This is a genomic window from Arthrobacter gallicola, assembly GCF_014836775.1.
GTDB classification, from domain to species: Bacteria; Actinomycetota; Actinomycetes; order Actinomycetales; family Micrococcaceae; genus Arthrobacter_B; species Arthrobacter_B gallicola.
Map to the genome: position 1 here is coordinate 489,426 of NZ_JACSQD010000002.1, position 25,513 is coordinate 514,938.

A 25,513-nucleotide genomic window follows, 5' to 3' on the forward strand; every position below is an offset into this window, starting at 1 on the left:
GCATGACAACCGACACGCAGAGCCCGACCATCCTTCTGATCCCCGGACACTGGCTGGGAAGCTGGGCCTGGGACGAGGTGCTGGAGCACCTCACTGCCATGGGCCGGCGGGCTGTCCCGATCACCCTGCCCGGCCTCGACGAATCAGACCCGGAAAGAGCGTCCAGGACGCTCGACGATCAAGCTGCGGCGATCGAGCAGGCCATGGCCGTGGACTCCGGCCCGGTCGTCATCGTTGCGCACAGCGGGGCTAACGCCCCCGTCAGTCTTGTGCTCGACCGGCATCCCAGCCTGATCCGCAGGGTGATCTGGGTCGACAGCGGCCCGGCCGCGTCCGGCACCGCCTTCGCCCCGGACGCCCCCGCGGAAATGGAAGAGCTTCCGCTGCCGCCCTTCGAAGCGCTTGGGCAGCAGGCCAGCCTCGAAGGCCTGAGCACCGGCGTTCTGGAGCGTTTCCGGAGCCGGGCAGTGCCCGAGCCCGGACCCGTACTGCGCCAGAGCGTAGAGCTCAGCAACGATGCCCGGTTCAAGGTGCCGACCACCCTCGTCTGCTGCTCGATCCCGAGCAGCCAGATGATGGAGCTGGCCAGCTCCGGCCATCCCGTGTTCGCCGAAGTTGCCAGACTCGAGAACATGGACCTGATCGACCTCCCGACAGGCCACTGGCCCATGTGGAGCCGTCCCGCCGACCTTGCCGAGGTTCTCGCAGCAGCAGCTTCACAGGCCGGCTATAGCGCACAGGCAGGGGCCGGCAGCATCAGCTGGCCCTGCTGCATTCACAAAAGGGTTTACCGGGGGTGGGAACCGGCGCCCGGCTGCATGGCCGGTGACGGGTAGACGGTGAAGACGCGCTGGCCGTCCAGCCACTGGGTGAGCCGGCGGGCTTCGGCTGCCAGCGCTTCGTCCTCATCCGGGGAAAGACTGGCGTCGAGCAGCCGCAGTTCGACGGCACCGTCCGGGTCCTGCACCCACGCCCCGGCAACGCGTCCGTTGACCCAGGCCGTGGTCCCGGCATTCCCAATGCTGTCGAACAGCTGGGGTCCATGTCCGCCGAGATAAAAGCCCCGCTCCTTCCACCCCATGACCGTCGGATCCAGCAGCGGCAGGAGCGCAGCCCACGGTTCGGGGGCAGCAACGGGCTCCAGATCGTCGGCGCGCAGCCACCCTGCCGAACCGTCCGCCAGAGACACCGTTTCCGCGCCGAGGTCATCAAGGGCCGTCCGGACCGCACCCTTGGTGCCGCCAAGCCACCAGGCGATGTCTTCCACGGTGCCCGGCCCGTAGGACCACAGCCACCGGTCCACCAGCTCGGCGTACCCCTCGCGCGATCCAAGGGCACCGGGAACCGGCTGTCCCCACCACTCCTGCACTGTTGTCCAAGTAGGGCGGCTGGCGTACCAGGCTCCGGCATTTCCGGCCCGCGCAACTGCGCCGTCGAAGCCCAGCTGGGCGAGTACACGCGGTGCGATTGCCACCGGCCCGCCCCAGGACTTCCCCGGCGCCTGCACGATCACGCCATCGGCTTCGGGTACCTCTTCCCGGATCTGCTTGGAGGACCGCTGCACGCCGTCGGCCAGGCATTCGAGCACCGCATTCTCGGCCGCGGCAAGCCAGGCGGCACCGTGCCCTTCGCCGGCCGGTCCCCAGCGTTCGAGGTCCCGGACCAGCCGCCTGCGGTGGGCTGCTGCCACCCGGGCCGCCGCACTGCCCCAGACCGCGGGCACCAGCTCCCGGGGAAACACGAAGAGGGTCTCGCGCATGGACTGCTGCTTGACGAGCGAACGGGAATCGTAAAGCGCCCGTTCGACGTCGTCGACGCTGAGCTGATTGGTGCGCGCCCAGCAGGACAGGTGCACGCTCGGCGCCTCTGTTGCGTGCAGGCACACCAGCGCCCGGGCCGCCTCCTCCGGTGATCCGGCCTTTGCCGAGGGCGCCAGGGCGTGCCGCACCCCGATGCGGGCGCGGCGCTCCTCATCGCTGACCAGGCGGATGGGCCGGGTCAGGACTTCACCAGGCGGGCGATGGCGTCGGAAGCTTCCTTGATCTTCTCGTCCGCTTCCGGACCGCCGGCCTTGGCTGCATTAACGACGCAGTGTTTGAGGTGGTCATCGAGCAGGGCCAGGGCGACGTTCTCCAGGGCCGAGGTCAGGGCACTGATCTGGGTGAGGATGTCGATGCAGTAGGTGTCTTCATCCACCATGCGGTGAATGCCGCGGGCCTGTCCCTCGATCCGCTTGAGGCGGGCGAGGTAACGGTCTTTGTCACTGATGTAGCCGTGGGCGGTTCCGCCGGACGGCTTGGTGCTGGCAGCCATTGTGATGCTCCTGATTCGTGATGCTGGTTAGTTGCTGGTGGTGCTGGGCTGTGGGGTGCTGCCGGTAAAGCGGGCGGCACTGGTGGCCGGCGAAAGGTCCAGGCGCCGCAGCAGCTGGGCGTTGAGGGCGACGACGACGGTGGACGCGGACATAAGGACCGCACCAACGCTCATCGGCAGCACGAACCCCGCCGGGGCCAGGACCCCCGCAGCCAGAGGCACGGAAATGAGATTGTAACCGGCGGCCCACCACAGGTTCTGCTTCATCTTCCGGTAGCTGGCCCGGGAGAGATCGATGACCGAGAGCACCGAGCGCGGGTCGGAACTGGCCAGGATCACTCCGGCCGAGCCGATGGCGACGTCGGTGCCCGCCCCGATCGCGATTCCCACATCGGCCTGGGCCAGGGCAGGGGCATCATTGACGCCGTCGCCAACCATGGCGACCCTCCTGCCTTCAGCCTGGAGCTCCGCCACCTTCGCGGCCTTGTCTTCGGGACGGACTCCGGCGAAAACCCTGTCGATGCCCAGTTCCCTGGCCACGGTGCCGGCGACCGCCTGCGCGTCGCCGGTGATCATCACCACCTGCGCGCCGGTGGCGTGCAGAGCGTCCACCGCCTGCCGGGACTCGGGGCGGATCTCATCGGCCAGCCGAAGGGCGCCAATGACCGCACCGTCCGCGACAACGTGCAGGATGATGGCGCCTTCAGTCCGCCAGGTATCTGCGATCGGCAGTTCGGCGGCCGCGTGTTCCTGGAGCAGGTAGGGCCCGCCGACTTCCACCGTTGTGCGTCCGTCCGGTCCGGCGACGGCGGCCTTCACCCCAACCGCCGGTGAGGAGAAGAAATCCGATGCCCTGGGCACGCTCAGGCCGCTGGTACGCGCGGCACCGGTGATCGCCTTGGCCAGGGGATGCTCACTGTCAGCTTCGGCAGCAGCAGCCAGTGCAAGGACAGAGTCCGCCGTATGTCCGTCAACGGGTTCGACGGCGGTCACCGTGGGTTCCCCCTTGGTCAGCGTGCCCGTCTTATCAAAGAGCACCGCGTCCACGGAGCGCATGGACTCCAGCGCCAGGCGGTCCTTAATCAGCACACCGCCGCGGGCGGCGCGCTCGGTCGCAATCGAAACCACCAGCGGGATCGCCAGGCCCAGCGCGTGGGGGCAGGCGATGACCAGCACGGTGATGGTGCGGACTACGGCGTCGTCCGGCAGTCCGAGCAGGGACCAGACGACGGCGGTGATGGCCGCGGAGCCGAGGGCGAACCAGAACAGCCAGGCCGCCGCCGTGTCGGCGATCCGCTGGGCACGCGAGGAAGAGGCCTGGGCATCCGCCACGAGTTTCTGGATACCGGCCAGGGCCGTGTCATCCCCGGTTGCCGTGACTTCGACCCGCAGGCCGGAATCGGCCGCAACGGTCCCGGCGACCACGGCATCGCCACGGCCGCGGCGGACGGTCCGGGACTCACCGGTGACCATCGATTCGTCCATGCTGGCCGAGCCCTCAACGATTTTCCCGTCGGCAGGAACGGCGGAGCCGGGGCGGACGACGACGATGTCTCCCACCGCCAGGTCTGCGGGAGAGACCTTGATGACCCCGTCCCCTTCAACCTTCTCCGCTTCGTCCGGAAGCAGGGCAGCGAGCGAATCCAGTGCGGAGGTGGTCTGGGCCAGGGACCGCATCTCGATCCAATGGCCCAGCAGCATGATCACAACCAGCAGGGCCAGCTCCCACCAGAAATTCAGCTCAGCATCGAGCAGACCCAGGCTCGCGCCCCAGGACGCAATGAAAGCCACCGTGATCGCCAGTGCAATCAGCAGCATCATTCCGGGTTTGCGGGAGCGAACCTCAGAAACGGCCCCGGTGAGGAAGGGTTTGCCGCCCCAGACGTACATAACCGTGCCCAGGATCGGGGACACCCACCAGACCCAGGAAGCGTCCGGAAGGTGGTAGCCGATGAGGTGGGCGAACATGTCATTGAACCCGACCACGGGAACGGCGAGGACGAGCATGATCCAGAACAGCCGCCGGAACTGCCCCACGTGGTCACCATGCCCCCCATGTCCGTGACTGCCGTGCCCGTGGGCATCGTGATCCGCAGGGGCGTGGTCCGCATGCCCGCCATGGTCTGCCGCTGTGCTGCCGCCATGCCCGGCCACCGTCTGGCTGTGGTGGCCGGCATGGGGGACGGGTCCAGCGGAGGATTCAGGATCGTGGGGATGTTCGTGCCTGCTCATGCATCCACCCTATACCCCCTATGGGTATAGAACCAGTCCTGAAAACCGCAGGCCGAAGTCCCGCAGCACGCCCGGCTAAGCCGGCGCGGAGCTGTTTTTCAGCAGCTTGTGCGTACCGTCGCACCAGGGTTTGATCTTTGATCCACCGCAGCGGCACAGTGCCACAGTTTCCCGGTTTTTGGGAACGGGGGTGCCCTCGGCGTCGACAATCTCAAAGTCTCCGCGCACCAGCAGCGGGCCGCCCGGGCAGGCCATAACTGATACCGGCTCAAGGGTGCCGGCCGGTCCGTTCCGGTCCTGCGGGGCTGCAACCACGCTTACGCCGGTGGCCTCGACCACCGCGGCCTCTGAGCCGTCCCGGGCTGCGCTCACGGCGAAACCCCGGCTGCGGCGGCATCGGCGGCCAGGGCGGCGGCCGCCGGATGCTGATCCGGGCCGGCATCACGCAGCGCCGATTTGCCCTGCTTCCATGCTGCCAGTTGAAATTCGCCCTGCAGTGCGTCAAGGGTCAGGACGGTCGAGGCTCCGAACAGGATGTCCGGCAGAAGGTCAGGTTCGGCCTCGGCGAGGCCGCCGGCGAGGTCGCGGGCGGCAATCTGCTCGTGCACGGCGTCGGCCTCGACGTGCTCATCGAAATAGAAGGTGACGTCGGAGTCGAATCCCGCCCGGCGGAAACCCTTGGCGTAGAAGGAATTCGGGATGGAGGATGTCATCTCGAACGCGGCCAGGTGCCCTGCGATGCTGCCACGGAGGCGGCGGTTCAGTCCGAAGAGGGACATGGCGTTGGAGGAGGCGAGCACGAGTGCCGGAATCCTGTCCAGATAGCAGCCGTACCGGGTATCCAGTCCCAGTCCCTCCATGGTGCGGGCGAACAGCTTCGAGTGCATCCGCTCCGGCCGTCCGCCGCCGTACTCATCCGCCTGAATTTCCACCAGCGCGGCCTTGGCCCGTCCGACCGGAAGCCGGGGGATGGCCCAGCTGTGGGGATCCGCTTCGCGCAGCTGGTACACGGAGCGCAGAATCAGGAATTCGCGCAGCTGATCCACGGTGGCGTGACGGGCGACGAAACGGGACACGGAGGGACCGTCATCCTCAGCCGCCAGGCCGAAGAGAATCTGAGCCACAGCTTCAGCGTCCGGCTCCGGCGCCTCCGGAGCGGGAACCACGTTCCGGAGGGTCGCTTCGAAGGCGGATTCAAGCACCAGCCGCAGCCGGATCAGCTCCGGCTCCCACTCCAGTGCGGGATCCACGCCATCCAATCCGCTGTAGTGCAGCTCATAGAGGCAGAACAGGGCAAGCTGAATATCGTCGTCGCGCAGCAGGTCTTCGGTGGCAGCAACAACGCTTTCACCCAGGGCTGTGAGCTGGTCGAACCTCCCGGGCGCGGCACTGCCGCCGGCCAGCAAGCTGTCGAGAAGCGCGGAGGTCAATACTCCGCGGGGGGCAGGTAGCAACATGTCGTTCCTTAGTTGTGAGGCGTCATGCGATGCTGGAGGTCCAGCAGTTCCAATGGCAACTCCGGATGTAAGCATACTTGGTATTTTCGGGTTATCCCGAACCCTGCCGGTGCCGGCAGGGACAGCAAAAGGGGGACGTTATGCCTGGCATGGACGGCAGCTTCCTGGCTGCGATTCCTGCAATCCTGCTTGCGGCTGCGGCAGTTCTCTTCACCGCGCCCGCACTGGATGCCGCACTGCGCCGCGACGACGGCGAACGTCTGTTCTGGGTGGGCTTCACCGGGCTGCTGACCGGAATCCTCGCGGTAGCCTGGGCGGGACTGGCGGGTACCGGTGCCGCCGCTGCCACCGGCCTGGTCCTGGTGGCGGGATCCGCCGGAGCCTGGATCTGGCTGCGCCGCCGGCACCGTGCCAGGAAACAGGCACGCGCCGAAAGGATCTTCTCCAAGCGGCTCCATGGCCTGGACCGCCGGCGGGAAACGGTTCTGCGCGAGTGGAGTTCCTATGAGCTCGACCCGTGGAAAGGGGTCGAATATCCGGGGCTGGGAGATGTGCGCCAAGCGGAGACGAGCCGGCTGGCACGCGCGTCACGGGATGCCCTGGCGGCGCAGGAGGCTGCTCAGCTGCCGTCGCACGGGAGCGATGCGCTGGGGACCTATGCTGCCGCCGTCGACCGTCTGGAAGAAGCCTGGGAAGCGGCGCGTCACGCCGCACGGCGGCGGGCCGGGTGAAACTGCCGTTCTGCCGCGGACACTGCCTGTTAATTGGAGCTGGCTCCCGCCTCTGCATATGGGGGGAACACAGAGGGGGGAGCCAGTTCCAGAAGTATACTAACTGCTTACCGGAGAATCCAATCGAGGAGGGGCAATGGGGGTAGCCGCCAAGGCATTCCAACATTGGCGCGCAACCGTAGCCCCGGATGAATCCACTACAGACCTGTGCCGGATGACCGGAATCAAGCGCTCAACGCTCGCCCAGCAACTGGTCCGCAACAAGGTTTCCATGGCCACAGTGATCCGGGTGGCCCGGGCCTACGGGCAGGATCCAGTCACGGCACTGTCCTCCTTTGCGGAGTTCGCCGGCCTGGAGGAAGGCAGGCGTGAGCCCACCAAGGCTGAACTCATCAGCCAGGTGCCCTATCCCTGTATCCTCAAGGCGCTCCTGGAGCGGGCCACGGCAGCCGAAGGCGGAGAAATCCCCGAACCCGAACTGTGCTCGTATCCACACGCCGGATCGGTGCGGCAGTGGTTCGACGCCATTGACCCGGGCGATCTCCGTCAGCAGCTTTCGGCAGCCACCGGAACGGCTCCCCAAAACATTTCTGCGCAGCTGACCGCTGGCCGCCTGGCGCCGGACCTCGCCATAGCCGCTGCCCGGCTTGCGGGTGTATCCCTCACGAGCGGGCTGGTGGTTACCGGTGTGCTGCTCCCCGAAGAGGGTGGGTGGCCGCCAAGGGGACGCGAGCAGGCCATAGCAGAGCTTTCCGACGTCGAGCTGGTGACGCTGGCGAGAGACCGCCTTGATGCACTGTCGAAGGTGCTGCGTAAGCGGGAACTGGATGCAAAGTTTGATCACGCACTTTTGGAGAATCTGGGATGACCGTAGCCGTTGCCGTCCAAGTGGCGGCCTTTGGACTTAGTGCCCTGCTCGCCCTGCTTCGGTTCCCAGGAGCTCTGCGGGGCCGGAACCGCGGAATGTTTACCTGCATGGTGCTGATAGCACTGGCGATGGCACTGAGTCTTCCGGTGTTCTACAACGCCGTGGATGCCCTGCTGGGTGGACGAAATCTCACCAACCTTGTGCTCCGGCTGGCGTTGTATGCGGTATTCGTCATTCTTGGAGTGAAGGCCGCGGCAGCTTTTGGCGCCCCGCGGGCCGGGAAACTCATTGTCGGGCCCATTGGCCTCGTGGTGCTCGGCCTAACGGTGGGGTTGACGGTGTACCTTTTTGCGGCCAGTGAGCTGCCGGTTTCTTCGGCGGGCCTGATGATTTACGACGACCAGCGGTCAGTCCAGTTGTATGCATCGGTGGGCCGTCTCTATCCCGGATATGTGGCGGCGTGTATCTGCCTTCCGGCGCTCGCAGCCGCCGCCAACACACGGCTCAAGCCACTCCACCGCCTGGGTGCGGGGCTTGTCGGTTCCGGGCTGGTCATCGTTGTGATCTTCTGTGCCCTTATCGAGTTGTTCTTCATTGGGGTCTTTGGGCTGCTGCTGCCGTTTACGGCGGTCATCCTGGTCACCCTGGGGCTGACAGTCATGTGGGTTTCACATCTTCGCCAGCGCCGAAGGCCGTCCCGTAACCTCCTGGCGGAAAGTTACCAAAACGTGAGTTGAATTTCACAGATTTTGTTCACAAGTTCATGACCCTGTGCCAGACTAATGAATATGTAACGTCCGCTGCCTGTGGGGGGTCAGCGAGAAGTTGCTACCGAAGCCAGCGGCCCCGTGCCGCTGGCTTCGTTGTTCCCGAAGGGAACGGGGTTGGGCGGGGATCCCGGCCCTACTCGGCGTCCAAATCCGTCTCCAGGATCTTGACCAGTTCATCCAGGGCAGCGTCGGCTCCTTCCCCTTCGGCCCGCAGGACGACGACGTCGCCGTGCGAGGCGCCGAGACTCATCAGCGCCAGCATGCTCGTGGCATCCATTGCATCTTCTGCCGGGTCGCCCTCCTTGCCGATCGTGACCTCCACCGGCTGCGCTGCGGCGGCTTCCGCGAAGACGGAAGCCGGGCGGGCATGCAGCCCAACGCGGCTGGCTATGGTTGCAGAACGTTCTGGCATCGGAGGTTCCTTCCGGTTGGGTTGGCTGAAGCTTCGCCGCGGCGCGGCAGCTACAGACCGAGTTGTTCGAGAATGGGCAGCTTGGCCCGGACCTGCGTCCTGGCTTCGCCGGCAGTGTGGGAGGAGAGCGCCAGGCCTGCAAGCTCCCTCGCCTGAGCCAGGGTGACCGAGGCCAGGACCGTTCCCACGCTGGACAGGGCCCGCGGTGTCATGGACAGGGTATTCACGCCCAGGCCGGTCAGGACGACGGCGAGGGCTGGATCGGCGGCCGCCTCACCGCAGACTCCCACGCTCCGGGACTTGCCGTCCGCTGCTGCCGCCTGGCCGGCGCCGTCCACGGTCATGCCGATGAGCTGCAGGACGGCGGGCTGCCAGGGATCGTTGAGCGTGGCCAGGGTACCGAGCTGACGGTCCGCCGCCATCGTGTACTGCGTGAGGTCATTGGTGCCCAGAGAGGCGAATTTCACTTTGGCGAGCACGGCCTGGGCCTTGATTGCCGCGGCCGGGACCTCGATCATAACGCCCGCGGTTGCCAGTCCGGCAGCGGCACACATCACCGCGAAATCGCCGGCCTCATCGGCCGTTGAGATCATTGGTGCCATGACCCACACATCCGCCTCGTGCGCTCCGGCCGCTGCGGCAATGGCCTCCAGCTGACGTTGGAGGACACCCGGCGAGGAGCGGTCAGTGCGGTATCCCCGGACGCCAAGGGCGGGGTTGGGTTCCGTGGCGTCGGTCAGGAACGGCAGGGGTTTATCAGCCCCGGCATCCAGGGTCCGGATGACAACCTTGCGGCCAGGGAAGGCCTTGAAAACGTCGCCGTAGGCGGCCACTTGTTCCTCGATGCTGGGTTCGGTGTCCCGCCCGAGGAAGCAGAACTCAGTCCGCAGCAGACCCACGCCCTCGGCCCCTGCGGCGGCAGCGGCGGCCGCGTCCTTACCCGACCCCACATTTGCCAGCAGCGGCACCCGGTGTCCGTCCGACGTCGTGCCGGTTCCGTCGAAGACGGGAAGTGAAGCCCGCGCGGCGTACTTCTGCGCGGCTTCGCGTTCAGCCGTGCCGGGATCCACCACCACATGTCCGCTCGCACCGTCGAGGTAGATTTCCGCACCGTCGGCAATCGAATCGGCGTCCGCCGCTCCCACCACCGCCGGCAGCCCCAAGGAGCGGGCCAGGATGGCGGTGTGGGACTGGGGTCCGCCGCCGCTGGTGACCAGGCCGATGACGAGGGAGGGATCCAGTGTGGCGGTATCAGCCGGTGCCAGTTCCTCGGCCGTGAGAATAAAGGGAACGTCCGACGCCGGGATCCCGGGAGCGGGCAGCCCGTCCAGCTGGGCGACAATGCGGGCCCGGACGTCCAGGACATCCTGGGTCCGTTCGGCCATGTACCCGCCCAGGCTCTGGAGCATCGCGGCAACCTCGAGCCCGGCCTCCCACACCGCGCGGTCTGCTGACATGCCGTTGTTGATGTGCTTGCCGGCCGCCTTCAGCAGCATGGGGTCCGTTGCCATCATCGCGGTGGCGTCGAGGACCGCCCTGGCATCGCCTGACGCTGCGGCTGACCGCCGCTTGAGGTCCTCCCGCACACTTTCCGCTGCATCTTTCAGGCGTTCCTTTTCCGCGTCCACGGAACTGCCGGGACCGAACTTCGCCCCAGCGTCGGGTTCCGGGACGGGCGGGGGCATCCGCAGCGACGGGCCGAGGACGCGGCCCGGGCTGACTCCGATTCCCTTGATGGTGCGCATTTCCGTACCTCTCTGTGGGCTCATTCCAAGCCCCTAGGCCACAACGGGTTCTTCTGCCTTTTTGGGGGCGGTTGTGCGTTTCAGGCCCACCAGTACCAGTGCCGTGACGACCATACCGGCCAGGATGGCCACGATAAACATCAGCACATTGCCGATGGCGAAGAAGACGAAGATTCCTCCGTGCGGAGCCTGGGACGTTACACCGGCTGCCATGCAGATGGCACCCGCAACGGCGCCGCCCAGCATGGTGGACGGGATAACGCGCAGCGGATCCGAGGCAGCGAACGGGATGGCGCCCTCGGAAATGAACGCGGCGCCCAGCAGCCAGGCCGCCTTGCCGTTCTCCCGCAGGGCCATGCTGAACTGGCGCTTGTCCAGCACCGTGGCCAGGGCCATGCCAAGCGGCGGCACCATGCCGGCGGCCATCACCGCGGCCATGATTTCCCAGGGGGCCGGATTCTCGAACGATGCTTCGCCGAGTCCGGCGACGGCAAATGCATAGGCGACCTTGTTGATCGGCCCGCCGAGGTCCGCACCCATCATCAGGCCCAGGATGACACCAAGGCCGATAGCTGCCACTCCGGTCAGGCCGGAGAGCCAGTCGTTCAGGGCAAGGGTGAGCGCAGCGATGGGGCCGCCCAGGACCAGCAGGAGCAATCCGGAGGCTATCAGTGAGGCAAGCATTGGAATGATGACCACGGGCATCAGGCCGCGCAGCCAGTTTGGCACTTTCCAGCGGCCTATCCACATGGCCACATAGCCGGCGAGGAGACCGCCGGCGATGCCGCCGAGGAAGCCGGCGTCCATAAAGAGCGCCACGGCACCGGCGGTGAATCCCGGCGCAATTCCGGGCCGGTCCGCGAGGGCGTAGGCGATGTAACCTGCCAAAGCAGGGACCAGGAAGCCGAGGGAAATGGTTCCGATTTTCCAGAACACGGCGCCCAGGTAGGCCAGCAGCCCTTCGGGCGGGAGGTCAAAGATGCCGGTTCCGGCCAGCAGGGTATCCCCGTTGGCTACACCGGCCTCGTCGGAGAGGGCGAGTTCATATCCGCCCAGCAGGAAGCCCAACGCGATCAGCAGGCCGCCGCCGGCCACGAAGGGAATCATGTAGCTGACGCCCGTGAGCAGGGCCCGTTTCAGCTGCCCGCCGAAGCTCTCGCCCCCGGCGGCCGCCCGCTCATCACCGCTGTCTCCTCCGCCGCCGGCAACCTTCCGGGAGTTTGGATCCTTCGCGGCGGCCAGGGCCTCGTCAATCATGACCCCGGGCTCATCGATTCCGCGTTTGACCGGGCCGCTCACCAATGGTTTGCCGGCGAACCTGCCCTTGTCCCGGACATCAACGTCCACCGCGAAGATCACGGCGTCAGCGTTCTTGATAATTTCCGGATCCAGCGGGGTCGAGCCCGCCGAACCCTGGGTTTCCACCTGGAGGTCGATCCCGCGTTCGGCGGCTGCGGCGGCCAGGGAATCGGCGGCCATGTAGGTGTGGGCGATTCCAGTGGGGCAGGCGGTGACGGCGACCAGGTGCTGCGGGTTTGCTGTGCCGGACCCGGCCGCGGCTGCCCCATCCGCCGCAGCCGCTCCGCTGCCGTCCGGTCCCCGTGTCTCCCGGGCACCGGCTGCCCCCGCCCCGGCCGCTGCTCCCGCCCCGGCCGCTGCGGCTGCTCCGGAAGCGCTCCCGGCCTGGTGGGCGCCGGCCCCGGGTTCGCCCGCGCCCGCCCCGCCCGGCGCCTGACCGCCCTCCGGCTGCTGGTCCAGTCCGAGTGCTCCATCGACGAGTTCCACCACGGCCTGTGGTGTCTCGGCACTGCGCAGCGCGGCCGTGAAGTCTTTCTTAATCAGTGACCGTGCCAGTTTCGCCAGCAGCTGCAGGTGTTCCTGGTCGGCTCCTTCCGGAGCTGCGATGAAGAAAACGATGTCCGCCGGTCCGTCCTTGGCACCCCAATCCACCGCAGGCTGCAGGCGCGCCATGGCCAGACTGGCCTGGGTGACGGCGGCGGAACGGCAGTGTGGAATGGCGATGCCGCCAGGGACACCGGTTGCCGTCTTCTGCTCCCGGGCCATGGCATCGGCGTACAGCTCATCAAATCCCGTGGCGCGGCCGGCGGCGACCACCTTTTCCGCAAGGTAACGAATGACCTGGTCCCGTGAACCGCCGAGATTGCGGTCGAGTGTGACCAGCTCCGGTGTAATGAGTTCTGACATCAGGATTGCTCCTTAGATGAGGTTGGTGCAGGTCCGCGCCTGGTGCTGGAGGCAGGAACCGACTGCGGCTCCACCGGAGTGACGGTGACCTCCTCTGGCCGGGTCTCGTCCCATGAAGGCACTGTGGTGCCGGGCAGTGCGGCGGCCGCTGCACCGTGGGCTACAGCCTGCCGAAGACAGTCCTGGGGCTGATGTCCGGCAGATTCGGCCAACAGGTAGCCGGCGAGTGCGGAGTCGCCCGCACCGACCGTGGAGCGGGGCGTGACGGGAGGGCGGGTCGCCAGCCAGGCGCCGTCGGGCGTTACCAGGAGGGCGCCTCTGGCTCCGAGCGTGGCCAGGACAGCCCCCACTCCCCGCTCGATCAGCGTACGCGCTGCACCGGCGGCGAGGGCGGGGTTTGCTTCAAGTTCCTCGCCGGATGAGATGCCGGTGACTTCCGCCAGTTCATCTCCGTTGGGTTTCAGCAGGTTGGGCGCCGCTCCGTGCAGCAGAGCTCCCAGCAGGGGCTGCCCGGAGGAATCGATGGCCAGGGCGGGTGTGTTGCTGGGAAAGCGCCGCCGAAGGGCATCCGCGGCCACAGCGTAGTAGTCCGCCGGGACGCCGGGCGGCAGTGATCCCGCCAGTACCAGCCAGCGGGCCGGCGGGTCACCTTCGGGACCGGCGCAGGCCTCCAGTGCCAGGGCCAGCAGGCGCTCCTGAATCCCTGCGTCCAGTTCCGGGCCGGGGAGGTTGACCTTGGTGGTGGTTCCGTCCGGTTCGGTAAGCGTGAGATTGGCGCGCAGCGCCGCTCCGATCGGCAGGTTCCGGTAATCGACCCCCGCAGACCGCAGGCCCGCCATCACCGGATCCTCGTCGTCCCCGGGCAGAACGGCCAGGCACCCGGCACCGGAAGCCTTCAGTGCCCGGCACACGTTAACGCCCTTCCCGCCGGGTTCCTCGTGGAATCCTGCGGCCCGCTGGACAGTTCCGCGGGCCAGAGTCCCGGAGAGTTCCACCGTCCGGTCCAGGCTGGGGTTGGCGGTCAGCGTCACTATGGCGCTCCGGTTCGTCCCTGAGTACATGAGCCCCCGCTATCAGCAGCCGCGGCGCACATCTATGCGCTGTTTGAAACTGTAGATTCCCTGCCGTGCCCAACACAATGCCCGGCCGCCGGGCAGGCGGACGTGGGAGCAAACGCGCACCGGCCCCTACTCTGGAGGCATGCATCACCTCATCTGGTCAGCCCCTGCCGCCGAGCGTCCGGGCACCCACCTTCTGATCATGCTTCACGGCTACGGCTCAGATGAAACTGCCATGCAGGAACTGTTCCCTTCCCTGCCGCCCGGCGTCACCGGAGCAGCACTGCGGGGCAGCTTCGACGTCGGCGGGACTTTCGGCTGGTTCCTGCTGGATCCGACGCTGGATTCAGATCCCGCGGAGGTTCTGCAGGCAGGGACGGAGCTGCTGGCCACGATCTCCCTGCTGGAGCGGCAGGGGAGCTTCACGGGTGTTTCGCTGCTCGGGTTTTCCCAGGGGATGGCGATGGCCGTGACCGCGCTGCGGCTGCGGCCGGCGGCATTCACCAGCGCCGTGGGGCTGTCCGGGTTCGTGGTTGAAAGCGAGCTGCTGGCCATGGCGGAGCCGCTGTCCCCGCGGATCCCGTTCTTCTGGGGCAGGGACCGGGCCGACTGGGTGATCCATCCCGATGCCACGGCAGCCACCGGCCGGTGGCTGGAGCTCAATACCCAGCTGACCGCCAGGACGTACCCCGGTATGGGGCACCGGATCGGAGCGGAGGAAAAGCGCGATACCGCCGTCTTCCTACGCCGTTTCGCCTCGGCAACACAAAAAAATAAGGTCACTGAGTAACGCTCTGACTAGGCACGATACAAAAAACTGAGACAAATCTATGGAAAACTGACTTCGCATAAGCATGCTTATGAAGTAGGCTTATGGAAAGCGTGGCCCACAGGCCATGTTGACTTTCACCAGTCACTCACACAGCGAGGAGTATTCACATGGGTATCATTGCTTTCCTTATTCTGGGACTCATTGCAGGTGCTATTGCGAAGGCTCTGCTTCCGGGACGCCAGGGCGGCGGATGGGTTATCACCCTCGTTCTCGGCGTTGTAGGCGCCCTTCTGGGCGGTTTCATCGGTAACGCCATCTTCAACGTTGGCCTTGAGAACTTCTGGTCGCTGCAGACCTGGATCGTGGCCATCCTTGGCTCGATCGTCGTCCTGCTGGTTTACGGCATGATCACCAAGCGCGGTGCTCGGGCCTAACCAGGCAAGGGCGCGGGCTAGGCCCGCAGCCAGCGAACGGGTCCACGGAAGAAATTCCGTGGACCCGTTCGTCTTTAACTTCGTCCGCGTAGGCTAAGCGGGCGGATGGATCCGGTAAACGTAAGGAGCATGTCCATGGGCTTCAAGACCACCAGTGCACTCAGGGTTGCCGGCGGGGCTGTTTTTGACCGGGACGGCAAGCCGAAGTCCCACATTGCCCGCGGCATCGAGCGGGCCGTGGAAGTGCAGCGACCTCTGGTGCTGGCGAATATCCGCCGCCTCCAGCGCAGGCACCCCGAGGCCTCAGCCGCGGAACTGGTCAAAATCCTTGAGCACCACTACCTGGCCGCCGTCGCCGGGGGAGGCGCCGCCGTCGGCGCCACCGCTGTTGTTCCCGCGGTGGGAACCGCCGCGGCCCTCGGGCTGTCCGCGGCCGCGACCTTTGGCTTCCTGGAAGCCACCGCGCTCTACGCCCAGTCCGTGGCGGAGCTGCACGGTGTCCGGCTTCAGGATCCGGAGCGGTCCCGCACCGTGGTCATGGCGATCATGCTGGGCGAAGAGGGAACAGCCATGATGCAGCAGCTGAGCAAGGGAAAGCCCTGGGGCAGTGCCATGGGCACCGCATCCTCGGGAATGCTGGGCAGCATCGGTTCCTCCATCCGCAAACAGTTCATGCGGAAGATGCTGGCCCGGCAGGGTTCAGTCATTATTGGGCGGGCTCTGCCCCTGGGCATCGGGGCTGTGATCGGCGGTGCCGGGAACTACACCATGGGCCGCTCGGTCATCAAAGCCACCCACCGGGCGTTCGGCGACGTTCCGGGGGCTATCCCGGGCGAGCTTGCCGCGGAAATCCGGGCCCTTCCTGAGCGCCGGTCCGCCTAGCCGAAGACGGCGTGGGCCACCGTGAAGATGGCCAGTCCGGCGAGGGAACCCACCACGGTGCCGTTGATCCGGATGAACTGCAGGTCCTTACCGACCTGCAGTTCGATTTTCTCCGAGGTTTCCTCGGCATCCCAGCGTTCCACGGTTTCCGTGATCACTCCGGCGATGTCCTTGCGGTAAGTGCGCACCAGGTAACCGGCTGCGTCCGCAATATAGGCGTTGACCTTCGCTGCAAGTTCCGGGTCGCTGACCAGGCGCGCACCGAAATCCTGGACGGCTGCCTTGAAGTTGGTGGTGAGTTCGCTTTGGGGATCGTCCACGGCATCGGCGAGTGCCGTCTTGATGGTGCTCCAGGTTTGGGTGACCAGTTCCCGCACCCGGGGATCGTCCAGCACCTGCTCCTTGATGCGCTCGGCCTTGGCCATGGCTTCAGGATCATGCTGCAGGTCCCGGGCAAGGCCGCGCAGGTAGTTGTCCAGCGCTACCCGGACCTGATGGTTCGGGTCCTGTTGTACGGCCGCGAGGAAACGGTTCAGCTCCACCTGGACGCGCTCGCCCACCAGATCATCCAGGAAACCCGGAACCCAGGAGGGGGACCGTTCAGCGACCAGCCGGGAAACGACGTCGGGGTTCGACTGCACCCATTCGCTCAGGCTGTCCACCAGCAGATCAACCAGCTGGTGGTGGTGGCCTTCCTCAAAGATCCGTTCAGCCATCCGGCCGGCCGGAGGCCCCCAGGGCACATCCACCACGTGCCTGCGGAACATGGATTCCAGGACGTCCCGGACGGCCTCGTCGTCGAGCACCCGGAGGATGCCGCGGATCGCCGCGGCTCCTTCCTTCGCAACGCGGTCCGCGCTTTCCGGACGGGCCAGCCAGGCACCGGCCCGCTGCGCTATCCCGATGGAGGCCAGCTTGGCTTCCACAACCTCATCGGAGAGGAAATTGTCCTCCACGAAGTCACCCAGGGTGGCACCGATCTGGTCTTTGTTGCGCGGGATGATCGCCGTGTGCGGGATCTTGAGCCCCAGCGGATGCTTGAAGAGGGCAGTCACCGCGAACCAGTCCGCCAGGGCACCAACCATGCCGCCCTCAGCGGCAGCCCGGACATACTGCAGCCACGGGTACTGGTCCTGCAGGGCGAAGGCCACAACAAAAATAAGGCCCAGAATAACCAGCAGGCTGGTGGCCACGAGCTTCATCCGGCGCAGGGCGGCGGCTTTCACCGCATCCTTTTCCAGCAACGGCGTGCTCATCGGTGTGCCCCGGAACCGGCTGCAGGCCGGGCAGTCGAAAGGAAAGCGGCGGGCCTGAAAAACGGGCGACCAAACATGGGCAGCAACTCCTGGACTAGAACGCGGGTCAACGTACTGCAGGCATCCGGCTCTTCCGGAGCCTGCGCCAACCGGCACTGCCATCTAACCAGCACCGGAGACACCCGCGCCACGCGCAGCAGGATTCACCCGCCCCCTGCGCGGCATCACGCACCCGGTGCCACGCGGGGTCAGCGGGCCGGCAGCACAGCCGGCTGGCGTAGCGTGGAGCGCGTGCAGAAACACCGCGGCGAAAGGCCAGACATGCGATCCCTCATCTACGCCCACCGCGGCTCCAGCGGTGCCTACGCGGAGCATACGCGTGCGGCCTATCTGCAGGCCCTGGCCGACGGCGCTGACGGCGTGGAGTGCGATATTCACCTGAGTCAGGACCGCCAGCCCGTACTCATCCACGATGCGGCGGTTGACCGCACCTCAAACGGGACGGGGCCGGTCGCTTCCCATACCGTGGAGCAGCTGCGGCAGCTGGACTTCAGCGGCTGGAAACAGGTCCCGGTTCCGGCTGCCTACGGGACCAACGCCCAACAGTTCCTCACCCTGGCCGAACTGCTGGACCTGCTCGCCGGAGCCGGCCGCCGGATTTCCCTGGCGGTCGAATTCAAGCAGCCCGGGCCTTTCGGGCTGGACCTGGAGGACACCGTCCTGGCTCTGCTCAAAGCCCGGGGCTGGGAACCGGAGACCTCCCGGCTGGGGCTGATCACGGTCAGCTTCATGAGTTTCAGCCCGGACTCCGTCCGCCACCTGCGCCGCAGCGTGCCGGCCGCCTTCGTCTGCCAGCTGCTGGCCGACGTCGACGACGCCGCCATTGCCGAGGCAGCGCTGCTGCTGCCGCCGGGGTTCGATACCGCCGGAATGCTGAACCGTGCGCTGGCCGAGGGTGAAGAGATCGTATCGACGGGTGAGGCGGGCATTGCTGGTCCGGGCGTCGAGTACCTGCGGGCGCATCCGGAACGGGTCGCCGGATGGGCGGCGGCGGGCACCACCATCCGGGCATGGACGGTTGACGATCCTGCCGATGCGCAGGCAGCGTACCGGCTGGGAGTGCAGGAATTCACCACCAACTATCCGCAGACGCTGCGCAGTGTCCTGGCCGCACTGGAGCGGGCAGACCAGGGCGGGAACGGCTAAGCCCGCACCATAGGCCGCGGACGCGGTGTGTGGTTGAGTGGTGCAATGGCCACTCCGATCGAGGACTACGCCCTTATTTCAGATCTCCACACCGGAGCGCTGGTATCCCGTGCCGGGAGCATGGACTGGTTGTGCCTGCCACGCTTTGATTCGCCCTCGGTCTTCGGTGCGCTCCTTGGGACCAAGGATCACGGCCGCTGGCTGCTGGAACCGGTCGCCGAAGGGGCCAGGGTGCTTTCCCGCACCTATCTGGATGCCACCTTCATCCTGCAGACCGTCTGGCGGACCGACGGGGGAGAGGTCCTGGTCACGGACTTTATGCCTGTTGGCGACCGGCGGGCGTCGGTGATCCGGCGCGTGCGGGGACTGTCCGGCACGGTTCAGATGCGCCAGGAACTGGAGGTCCGCTTCAACTACGGGGACACTGTCCCCTGGATGCGGCGGGAAAGCCCGGCGGGGACCGAGCAGCTGCTGGCTATCGCCGGACCGAGCGCCATGGTGCTGCACGGCGGCAATATCCCCCACGGCAGCGACCACCGGCATACCGGCGAGTTTACGGTCAGCATGGGGGAGACCGTGGACCTGGAACTGCTGTGGTACCGCTCGCACCGGCCTACGCCGGCAAAAACCGACGTGGATGCTGCCCTGGCGGCCACCAGACGGTACTGGCAGGACTGGGCCGGGCACTGTGTGGACCTGGACCGCTACCAGGAGCCGGTGCGGCGCTCGCTGCTGGTGCTGCGGGCACTAACCCATGAGGACACCGGCGGAATCGTGGCGGCACCCACAACGTCCCTTCCGGAGGAGTTCGGCGGCACCCGCAACTGGGACTACCGGTACTGCTGGCTGCGGGATGCGGCGCTCACGCTGGAGGCCATGATGACCCACGGCTACCAGGATGAGGCCCTGCACTGGCGCAACTGGCTCCTGCGCGCGGTGGCCGGGGACCCTGAGGACCTGCAGATTATGTACGCGGTGGACGGCGGCCGGGATCTTCCGGAGCGGATTCTGCACCAGTTCCCCGGGCATTCCGGTTCCCGTCCGGTCCGGCTCGGCAACGGTGCCGTGGGTCAGTACCAGGCCGACGTCGTGGGCACCGTCATGGTGTCCCTGGCCCGCCTGCGGGAGCGGGGCGTGAAGGAGGACAATTTCTCCTGGGCGCTGCAGCGCGCCCTCCTGGGTTTTCTGGAACGGCATCTGGAGGACCCGGACCACGGTATCTGGGAGGTCCGCGGGGAACCGCGGTTCTTCACGCACTCCCGCGTCATGATGTGGGCGGCCTTCGACCGCGCAGCGCGTGCGGTGCGCGAAGACGGCCTGGAAGGACCGGTGGAGCTGTGGGAGGCTCTGCGGGACGGTCTGCGTGTGGAAATACTGGCGCGGGGATATGACCCGGAACTGAATTCGTTCGTGCAGTGTTACGGCAGTACCCTGCCGGATGCCTCCCTGCTGCAGCTGCCGCACGTGGGTTTCCTGCCGTACGACGATCCCCGGATGCTCGGCACGGTGGCCCGGCTCGAGGACACGCTCCTCAACCCGGACGGCCTGCTGCTGCGCTATGAAAGCACCTCTGGTGTTGACGGGCTCGAGCCGGGAGAGAACCCGTTCCTCGCCTGCAGTTTCTGGCTGGCTGAGCAGTATGCCCGCACCGGGCGGATGCGTGAGGCCCTGGATCTGATGGACCAGCTGGTGGGCTACGCGAACGAGGTTGGTCTCCTCAGCGAGGAATATGACACGGTGAACGGGCGCATGGCCGGAAACTACCCGCAGGCCTTTTCCCATCTGGCGCTGGTGCGGGCCGTTGACGCCGTCCACGTGGCCGAAGCGCAGCGGCGCGGATCCCCCGCCCGGTCCGCGGACCCCGTAGACGCAGCGTCCCTGGACCGAAGCATCTGAAGAAACACCGCCGGGTCCGCGGCCCTGCCCTGCGCCACAGAGGCGCAGGGCAGGGGTGGATGGCCTAGTTCAGGCCCGGCTGGAAGACGACCTTGATGCAGCCGTCCTCCTTCTTCTGGAACTTTTCGTACAGCTCCGGAGCGGCGTCCAGCCCGGCACGGTGGGTGACCAGGTCCGTGACACCCAGCGGATCCGCCGGATCCTCCACCAGCGGCAGCAGGTCATCGACCCAGCGCTTCACGTTGCACTGGCCCATGCGCAGGTTCAGCTGCTTGTCGAACATGGTCATCAGCGGCATGGGATCGGCGGCGCCGCCGTACACCCCGCTCAGTGAGATGGTGCCGCCCCGGCGCACGGCATCGACCGCGCTGTGCAGGGCCGCCAGACGGTCCATCCCGGCGGTTTCCATGGTCTTTTGAGCCAGGGCGTCCGGCAGGGTTCCGACTGCCGCCTGGGCGAAAGCAGCCATGCCGGAGCCATGCGCCTCCATGCCCACGGCGTCCACCACCGCATCCGGGCCGCGGCCCTGGGTCATCTCCCGCAGCTCGTCCCCGAGGTCCTTGGACAGGTCCAGCACCTCTGCGCCGTAGCGTGCCGCAAGGTCACGGCGCTCGGCCTGGGGTTCGACGCCGATCACGCGGTAGCCGAGGTGGGTTCCGATCCGGGCCGCGAACTGTCCCACCGGGCCCAGGCCATAGACCGCCAGCGTGCCGCCGTCGGGCACATTGGCGTACTTCACGCCCTGCCAGGCTGTGGGAAGGATGTCGGAGAGGAACAGGTAGCGGTCATCGGGAAGCTCGGATCCGACGACGATGGGACCGTAATCCGCGTGCGGTACCCGGAGGTATTCGGCCTGCGCGCCGGGCACTGAGCCGTAAAGCTCGGAGTAGCCAAAGAGCGCGGCACCCATGCCCTTGTCGCGGACCTGTGTTACTTCGCACTGGGTCTGCAGTCCCTGGCGGCACATAAAACACTGTCCGCAGGCGATCTGGAACGGAATGACTACCCGGTCGCCACGCTTGAGGTTGGTGACGGCGCTGCCGACTTCCTCCACGATGCCCATGGGCTCGTGCCCCACGATGTCTCCAGCATTCATGAAGGGGCCCAGAACCTCATAAAGATGCAGGTCCGAGCCGCACAACGCGGTGGAGGTGATCCGGATAACCGCGTCCGTGGGCTGCTCGATCACCGGATCGGGTACTTCCTCGACGCTGACCTTACGTTTGCCCTGCCATGTCACTGCTTTCATGCCGGCCTCCTGCTCGTTGCTGCGGGATGAGTTACCCCCATCCTGCCAAATTGATAAGGCTGCTGACAATTGAGCGGCCGGAAGTCAGCGGAAAAGGACGGGTGCGCCAGCCGCCGGATCCGGCTTAGCGGCGCGGAATGAACGGCGAAAGCACCGCCGTGTCCCGGTGCAGAAAGGCCAGCTCAAAGGCCTGCACATTCCCCAGCGGAACTCCCGGGGCCTGGGCCTGGACCCTGGGCGGGGGACAGACCGGCAGGCGCGCTGGCAGCTGGACCGAGACAGTGGTGTGCCCGCCGTCCAGGGGCAGCGAAGGGATCCGGTCCGCCTGGAGCATCAGGTCGTCCAGGGCAGTGGCCGCCAAATGCCGGGCCTTGGTCAAATTGATAACTACATGGGCACCGAGGGTGGCGGTGTGCCTGAGGATTTCCAGCAGGTCCGGGCAGTTCTCCGGGACCAGGCAGCCGCGCACTTCCAGGCACGCCGATGAGGTTTTCGTATCGATTCTTACCAGTACCCGCAGGGTGTGCTCCATGCCGACTCCACGAATGAGGGATCTACGGCTTCTGCTTAACCTGCCCCACAGCGTAGCAACGCAATTCCGGGTATGCCGCACCGTGAGCCGCTGCGCGGGGTCATTGGCCCGGTACCCGGCGGTAGGGGTTGCTCCGCTGCGAAAGCGTGTTCATTATTCGCGGCCGGCAGCCAGCACGGTTTCCGCCGTCGCCTCCGCAATCGCTTCCTCTTCGTCCGTGGGAACCACCAGTACCTCGATCGCCGAATCGGCGGTGCTGATCCGGCGGACCTCGTTTGACCGGACACTGTTGGCGGCCTCATCGATCCGGACGTTCAGGGCGCCGAGCAGCGCCACGACCCGCGCGCGGAAGGCGGCGTCGTTCTCTCCGATTCCGGCGGTGAAAATGATGGCCCGCGCTCCGCCCACGGCCACGTGGTAGCCGCCGATGTATTTGGCCAGGCGGTAGGCGGAGATCTCCAGGGCGAGTTCCGCCTGCTGGTCTCCCGCCTCGGCAGCGCTGGTGATCTCCCTCATGTCCGTGTTGCCGCTGAGGGCCAGAAGCCCCGACTCCCGGTTCAGCAGCGAGTCGATGTCATCAGCGCTGTACCCTTCACGGGCCAGGAAGACCAGGATTGAGGGGTCGATGTCGCCGCTGCGGGTGCCCATCACCAGTCCTGCCAGCGGGGTGAAGCCCATGGAGGTATCGATGCTCCGGCCCCCCTGCAGGGCAGTCACCGATGCGCCGTTGCCCAGGTGGGCCACAACGGCGTCGAACTCCTCCAACGGTATGCCCAGGAATTCGGCGGCCAGTTCGCTGACGTAGCCGCAGCTGGTGCCGTGGAAGCCGTACCGGCGGATCCCGTACCGGCGGTAGAGGGGCGTCGGGATCGCATACCGCCAGGCGCGCGGCGGCAGGGTCCGGTGAAACGCGGTATCAAAAACAGCCACCTGCGGGATGCCCGGATAACGTTCGGCGACCGCCCGGATGCCCATGGCACTGGCCGGGTTATGCAGCGGCGCCAGCGGGCTAAGCCGTTCAATGGCGCGGGTGATCTCATTGTCCACCAGCACCGGCTGGCTGAAGCGCTCGCCGCCGTGGACCACGCGGTGGCCGACGGCTTCGATCTTTTTCTCCTGCAGAGCCTGCCCGACCTCCTCGCTGAGCCGCAGCAGCGCGGCCCGGTGGTCCGGTACCTCCGACTCGCCTATCCGGTCGATGAGCCCTTTGGTCAGAATTTCGTGGGTGTCAGTATCACGCACCTGGTATTTCAGCGACGAGGAGCCTGAGTTAACCACCAGAATCAGCATTTAGTCCTCCTGCGCCTGGATGGCCGTAATGGCCACCGTGTTGACTATGTCCTCCACCGTGGCTCCGCGGGAGAGATCGTTGACGGGTTTCCGCAGTCCCTGCAGAACCGGCCCGACGGCGACCGCTCCGGCGGACTGCTGCACCGCCTTGTAGGTGTTGTTGCCGGTGTTCAGGTCCGGGAAGATGAACACGGTTGCCTGCCCGGCCACGGAGGAGCCCGGTGCCTTGGATGCGGCCACGGACGCATCCACGGCGGCGTCGTACTGGATGGGGCCCTCGACGGGGAGCTCCGGGCGGGCTTTGCGCACAATTTCGGTGGCTGTCCGCACCTTGTCCACCGCCTCCCCGTACCCGGAGGTTCCGGTGGCATAGGACAGCATGGCCACGCGCGGCGCCACGCCGAACTGCGCGGCGGTGTCCGCGGAGGCCTGGGCGATGTCCGCCAGCTGTTCGGCATTCGGATCCGGGTTTACCGCGCAGTCGCCGTAGACCAGAACCCGGTCCTGGAGCAGCATCAGGAAAACCGAGGAAACGATCTGGGAGCCCTCCTTGGTGCGGATGAACTCCAGGGCCGGCCGGATTGTGTTGGCCGTGGTGTGGGCGGCGCCGGAGACCATGCCGTCGACCCGGCCCAGCTTGACCATCATGGTTCCGAAATATGCCCCCTGGGCCATACGTTCCTGGGCGTCCTCCAGCGTGACACCCTTTTTGGCCCGCAGCTGCTGGTATTCCCGGGCGAAATCGTCCCGCAGTCCGCTGGTGGCCGGATTGATGATGGTGACTCCGCTGAGGTCGATGCCTTCGCTGGCAGCGAGCTCACGGACCTCGACTTCCGGTCCAAGGACCGTGAGCGCGCAGACATCCCGGCGGTGCAGGATCTCCGCCGCCCGCAGGATCCGCACGTCCAGGCCCTCGGGCAGCACGATGTGCCGCCGCTTGGCCCGGGCCCGGACGATCAGCTCGTTCAGGAAACGCAGGGGTGTGGTCTTTTCCGGGCGGGGGAGCTCCAGCCGCTCCAGCAGTTCCTGCTCGTCCACGTAGCGGGACCAGACGCCCAGCGCTGCTGCGACTTTGCGGCGCTGGCCGGAGGCGATCTCCCCGCGGACCTGGCTGACGTCCCGGGCCGCGGTGTAGGTGTCGCTGTCCACGGCAAAGACGGGAAAGGGTGCCTGGGCGAGCAGCGCCAGGACACCGGCGTCCAGCGGCAGGCCGCCGGTGAGGATCATCCCGCTGGGTACGGGGAATTCCGCCGAGAAGGAGGACGCCAGGGCGGCGACCATCACGTCCGCGCGGTCGCCCGGGGCAATCACCAGGGAGCCGTCGGCGAGCTGGGTGATGAAGTTGCTGACGGTCATCGCCGCGACCTTGATGCCGGTGACGTCGCGTTCCAGGGACCTGCTGCCGGCAATCTGCCGGGCGGCGAGGGCCTTGGATACCTCGGAGATCGAGGGCTGGGAGATTTCGTTCAGTTCCGGGAGCACGTAAACCGGGCGGTGGGAGGCACCGGGCCGCACATGCGCCCGGACTTCGTCCACTGCTGATTCGTCGGCCCGGTTGACCATAATGGCCAGGAGGTCGCACTTGGCGGCCGCCAGCTGGCGGCGGGAGACGTCCACTGCGTCGGCAACCTCATCGACGGACATGTCCCGCGCATTCACCACGGCCATGACCATGGCCCCGAGGTTGTTCGCCAGGCGGGCATTGAGATCGAACTCCAGTGCGACGTCGTGCCCGGAAAGGTCGGTGCCCTCCACGATCACCACATCGCAGTTCGCGGCAATCTCGCTGTAGATCGCCATGCAGCGGGCATCCACTTCGCCGCGCTCCCCGGCGACCAGCAGCGCCCTCAGCTCGGGGCGGGTCAGCCCGCCGCGGCAGTTGGAGGTGCTCAGATTGAACCGGCGCTGCATCAGGCGGACCACCGGATCATCCTCGCGGTCGGTTCCTTCAACGATCGGCCGGAAGAACCCCACCCGGTCGGCGTGGCGGTGGAGCATGTCCGCCAGGCCCAGACTGATCAGTGTCTTTCCCGATCCCGGCGTCATCGCGCTTACGTAGATTCCGCGGGCCATGGGAGCATCCGATCTCTAGGAGGGGCCGGCACCCGGTCTTCGTGGGCCAGGCCACCTCTATCCTCCCAAAAGCCACCTGCACTTCGCTACCGCCCTGTGACTACACTTGAATCCCTCGGCCCCACTGGGGCC

Annotated in this window: 23 protein-coding genes; 9 read left to right on the forward strand and 14 right to left on the reverse strand. The window is 66.6% G+C overall.

What is annotated here, in order from left to right; genetic code table 11:
• Positions 1-2: 2 nt before the first annotated feature.
• The gene (locus H9639_RS06665) at positions 3-836 is read left to right on the forward strand and encodes an alpha/beta fold hydrolase (RefSeq protein WP_191807312.1); all 834 of its coding nucleotides are present in this window, start codon (positions 3-5) and stop codon (positions 834-836) included.
• Here the strand turns inward: H9639_RS06665 and H9639_RS06670 are convergent.
• The 5 genes from H9639_RS06670 to H9639_RS06690 all read right to left on the reverse strand — a co-directional run bounded on the left by H9639_RS06670 (position 788) and on the right by H9639_RS06690 (position 6,002).
• The gene (locus H9639_RS06670) at positions 788-2,002 is read right to left on the reverse strand and encodes a winged helix DNA-binding domain-containing protein (protein ID WP_225219337.1); all 1,215 of its coding nucleotides are present in this window, start codon (positions 2,000-2,002) and stop codon (positions 788-790) included. The genes H9639_RS06665 and H9639_RS06670 overlap by 49 nt on opposite strands.
• Positions 1,999-2,313: a metal-sensitive transcriptional regulator gene (locus tag H9639_RS06675; RefSeq protein WP_191807313.1), complete on the reverse strand. Its 315-nt coding sequence runs from the start codon at positions 2,311-2,313 to the stop codon at positions 1,999-2,001. The genes H9639_RS06670 and H9639_RS06675 overlap by 4 nt, the downstream gene beginning before the upstream one ends.
• 27 nt (positions 2,314-2,340) lie before the next feature.
• Positions 2,341-4,545: a heavy metal translocating P-type ATPase gene (locus H9639_RS06680; RefSeq protein ID WP_191807314.1), complete on the reverse strand. Its 2,205-nt coding sequence runs from the start codon at positions 4,543-4,545 to the stop codon at positions 2,341-2,343.
• A gap of 75 nt (positions 4,546-4,620) precedes the next feature.
• Positions 4,621-4,917: a CDGSH iron-sulfur domain-containing protein gene (locus tag H9639_RS17260; protein ID WP_404799731.1), complete on the reverse strand. Its 297-nt coding sequence runs from the start codon at positions 4,915-4,917 to the stop codon at positions 4,621-4,623.
• Positions 4,914-6,002 carry an iron-containing redox enzyme family protein gene (locus H9639_RS06690; RefSeq protein ID WP_191807315.1) on the reverse strand — a complete coding sequence of 363 codons (1,089 nt, stop codon included), beginning with the start codon at positions 6,000-6,002 and terminating at the stop codon, positions 4,914-4,916. The genes H9639_RS17260 and H9639_RS06690 overlap by 4 nt, the downstream gene beginning before the upstream one ends.
• Before the next feature lie 140 nt (positions 6,003-6,142).
• Between H9639_RS06690 and H9639_RS06695 the strand changes: the two genes are divergently transcribed.
• The 3 genes from H9639_RS06695 (at position 6,143) to H9639_RS06705 (ending at position 8,338) form a co-directional block, all read left to right on the forward strand.
• Positions 6,143-6,733 carry a hypothetical protein gene (locus H9639_RS06695; protein ID WP_191807316.1) on the forward strand — a complete coding sequence of 197 codons (591 nt, stop codon included), beginning with the start codon at positions 6,143-6,145 and terminating at the stop codon, positions 6,731-6,733.
• Positions 6,734-6,947: 214 nt separating this feature from the next.
• Complete coding sequence (locus H9639_RS06700; protein ID WP_318242010.1) at positions 6,948-7,601, forward strand: hypothetical protein; 654 nt, start codon at positions 6,948-6,950, stop codon at positions 7,599-7,601.
• A complete protein-coding gene (locus H9639_RS06705; RefSeq protein ID WP_191807318.1) occupies positions 7,598-8,338 on the forward strand; it encodes a hypothetical protein in 741 nt (246 codons plus the stop codon). Before H9639_RS06700 ends, H9639_RS06705 begins: the two co-directional genes overlap by 4 nt.
• A gap of 166 nt (positions 8,339-8,504) precedes the next feature.
• On the opposite strand, the gene H9639_RS06710 is transcribed toward H9639_RS06705, so the two are convergent.
• The 4 genes from H9639_RS06710 to H9639_RS06725 are packed head-to-tail and all read right to left on the reverse strand — an operon-like array spanning position 8,505 to position 13,794.
• Positions 8,505-8,783 carry an HPr family phosphocarrier protein gene (locus H9639_RS06710; RefSeq protein ID WP_191807319.1) on the reverse strand — a complete coding sequence of 93 codons (279 nt, stop codon included), beginning with the start codon at positions 8,781-8,783 and terminating at the stop codon, positions 8,505-8,507.
• Between the two features lie 50 nt (positions 8,784-8,833).
• Entirely contained in the window at positions 8,834-10,528 is a 1,695-nt protein-coding gene (gene ptsP / locus H9639_RS06715; RefSeq protein WP_191807446.1) for a phosphoenolpyruvate--protein phosphotransferase, read from the reverse strand.
• A 33-nt stretch (positions 10,529-10,561) separates the two neighbouring features.
• A complete protein-coding gene (locus tag H9639_RS06720; RefSeq protein WP_191807320.1) occupies positions 10,562-12,733 on the reverse strand; it encodes a PTS fructose transporter subunit IIABC in 2,172 nt (723 codons plus the stop codon).
• A complete protein-coding gene (locus H9639_RS06725; RefSeq protein ID WP_191807321.1) occupies positions 12,733-13,794 on the reverse strand; it encodes a 1-phosphofructokinase family hexose kinase in 1,062 nt (353 codons plus the stop codon). The genes H9639_RS06720 and H9639_RS06725 overlap by 1 nt, the downstream gene beginning before the upstream one ends.
• Positions 13,795-13,933: 139 nt before the next feature.
• On the opposite strand from H9639_RS06725, the gene H9639_RS06730 reads away from it, so the two are divergent.
• The 3 genes from H9639_RS06730 to H9639_RS06740 all read left to right on the forward strand — a co-directional run bounded on the left by H9639_RS06730 (position 13,934) and on the right by H9639_RS06740 (position 15,879).
• The gene (locus H9639_RS06730) at positions 13,934-14,581 is read left to right on the forward strand and encodes an alpha/beta hydrolase (RefSeq protein WP_191807322.1); all 648 of its coding nucleotides are present in this window, start codon (positions 13,934-13,936) and stop codon (positions 14,579-14,581) included.
• 149 nt (positions 14,582-14,730) lie between these two features.
• Positions 14,731-14,997: a GlsB/YeaQ/YmgE family stress response membrane protein gene (locus tag H9639_RS06735; RefSeq protein ID WP_066300776.1), complete on the forward strand. Its 267-nt coding sequence runs from the start codon at positions 14,731-14,733 to the stop codon at positions 14,995-14,997.
• A gap of 135 nt (positions 14,998-15,132) precedes the next feature.
• Positions 15,133-15,879 (forward strand): hypothetical protein, encoded by a 747-nt coding sequence (locus H9639_RS06740; RefSeq protein WP_191807323.1) that lies wholly within the window; start codon positions 15,133-15,135, stop codon positions 15,877-15,879.
• Here H9639_RS06740 and H9639_RS06745 read toward each other — a convergent pair.
• A complete protein-coding gene (locus H9639_RS06745) occupies positions 15,876-17,135 on the reverse strand; it encodes a DUF445 domain-containing protein (protein ID WP_191807324.1) in 1,260 nt (419 codons plus the stop codon). The two genes, H9639_RS06740 and H9639_RS06745, sit on opposite strands and share 4 nt — an antisense overlap.
• Before the next feature lie 321 nt (positions 17,136-17,456).
• On the opposite strand from H9639_RS06745, the gene H9639_RS06750 reads away from it, so the two are divergent.
• Together H9639_RS06750 and H9639_RS06755 are read left to right on the forward strand one after the other, a co-directional pair.
• Positions 17,457-18,341, forward strand: a complete 885-nt coding sequence (locus H9639_RS06750; RefSeq protein ID WP_191807325.1) for a glycerophosphodiester phosphodiesterase — start codon at positions 17,457-17,459, stop codon at positions 18,339-18,341.
• 27 nt (positions 18,342-18,368) lie between these two features.
• A complete protein-coding gene (locus H9639_RS06755; protein WP_318242011.1) occupies positions 18,369-20,237 on the forward strand; it encodes a glycoside hydrolase family 15 protein in 1,869 nt (622 codons plus the stop codon).
• 64 nt (positions 20,238-20,301) lie between these two features.
• Here the strand turns inward: H9639_RS06755 and H9639_RS06760 are convergent, their stop codons facing one another.
• The 4 genes from H9639_RS06760 to pta form a co-directional block, all read right to left on the reverse strand.
• A complete protein-coding gene (locus H9639_RS06760) occupies positions 20,302-21,486 on the reverse strand; it encodes a zinc-dependent alcohol dehydrogenase (RefSeq protein ID WP_191807327.1) in 1,185 nt (394 codons plus the stop codon).
• A 124-nt stretch (positions 21,487-21,610) separates the two neighbouring features.
• Entirely contained in the window at positions 21,611-22,018 is a 408-nt protein-coding gene (locus H9639_RS06765) for a hypothetical protein (protein ID WP_191807328.1), read from the reverse strand.
• 153 nt (positions 22,019-22,171) lie between these two features.
• Positions 22,172-23,308, reverse strand: a complete 1,137-nt coding sequence (locus H9639_RS06770; RefSeq protein ID WP_191807329.1) for an acetate/propionate family kinase — start codon at positions 23,306-23,308, stop codon at positions 22,172-22,174.
• Positions 23,309-25,381, reverse strand: a complete 2,073-nt coding sequence (gene pta / locus H9639_RS06775) for a phosphate acetyltransferase (RefSeq protein ID WP_191807330.1) — start codon at positions 25,379-25,381, stop codon at positions 23,309-23,311.
• Positions 25,382-25,513: the final 132 nt, after the last annotated feature.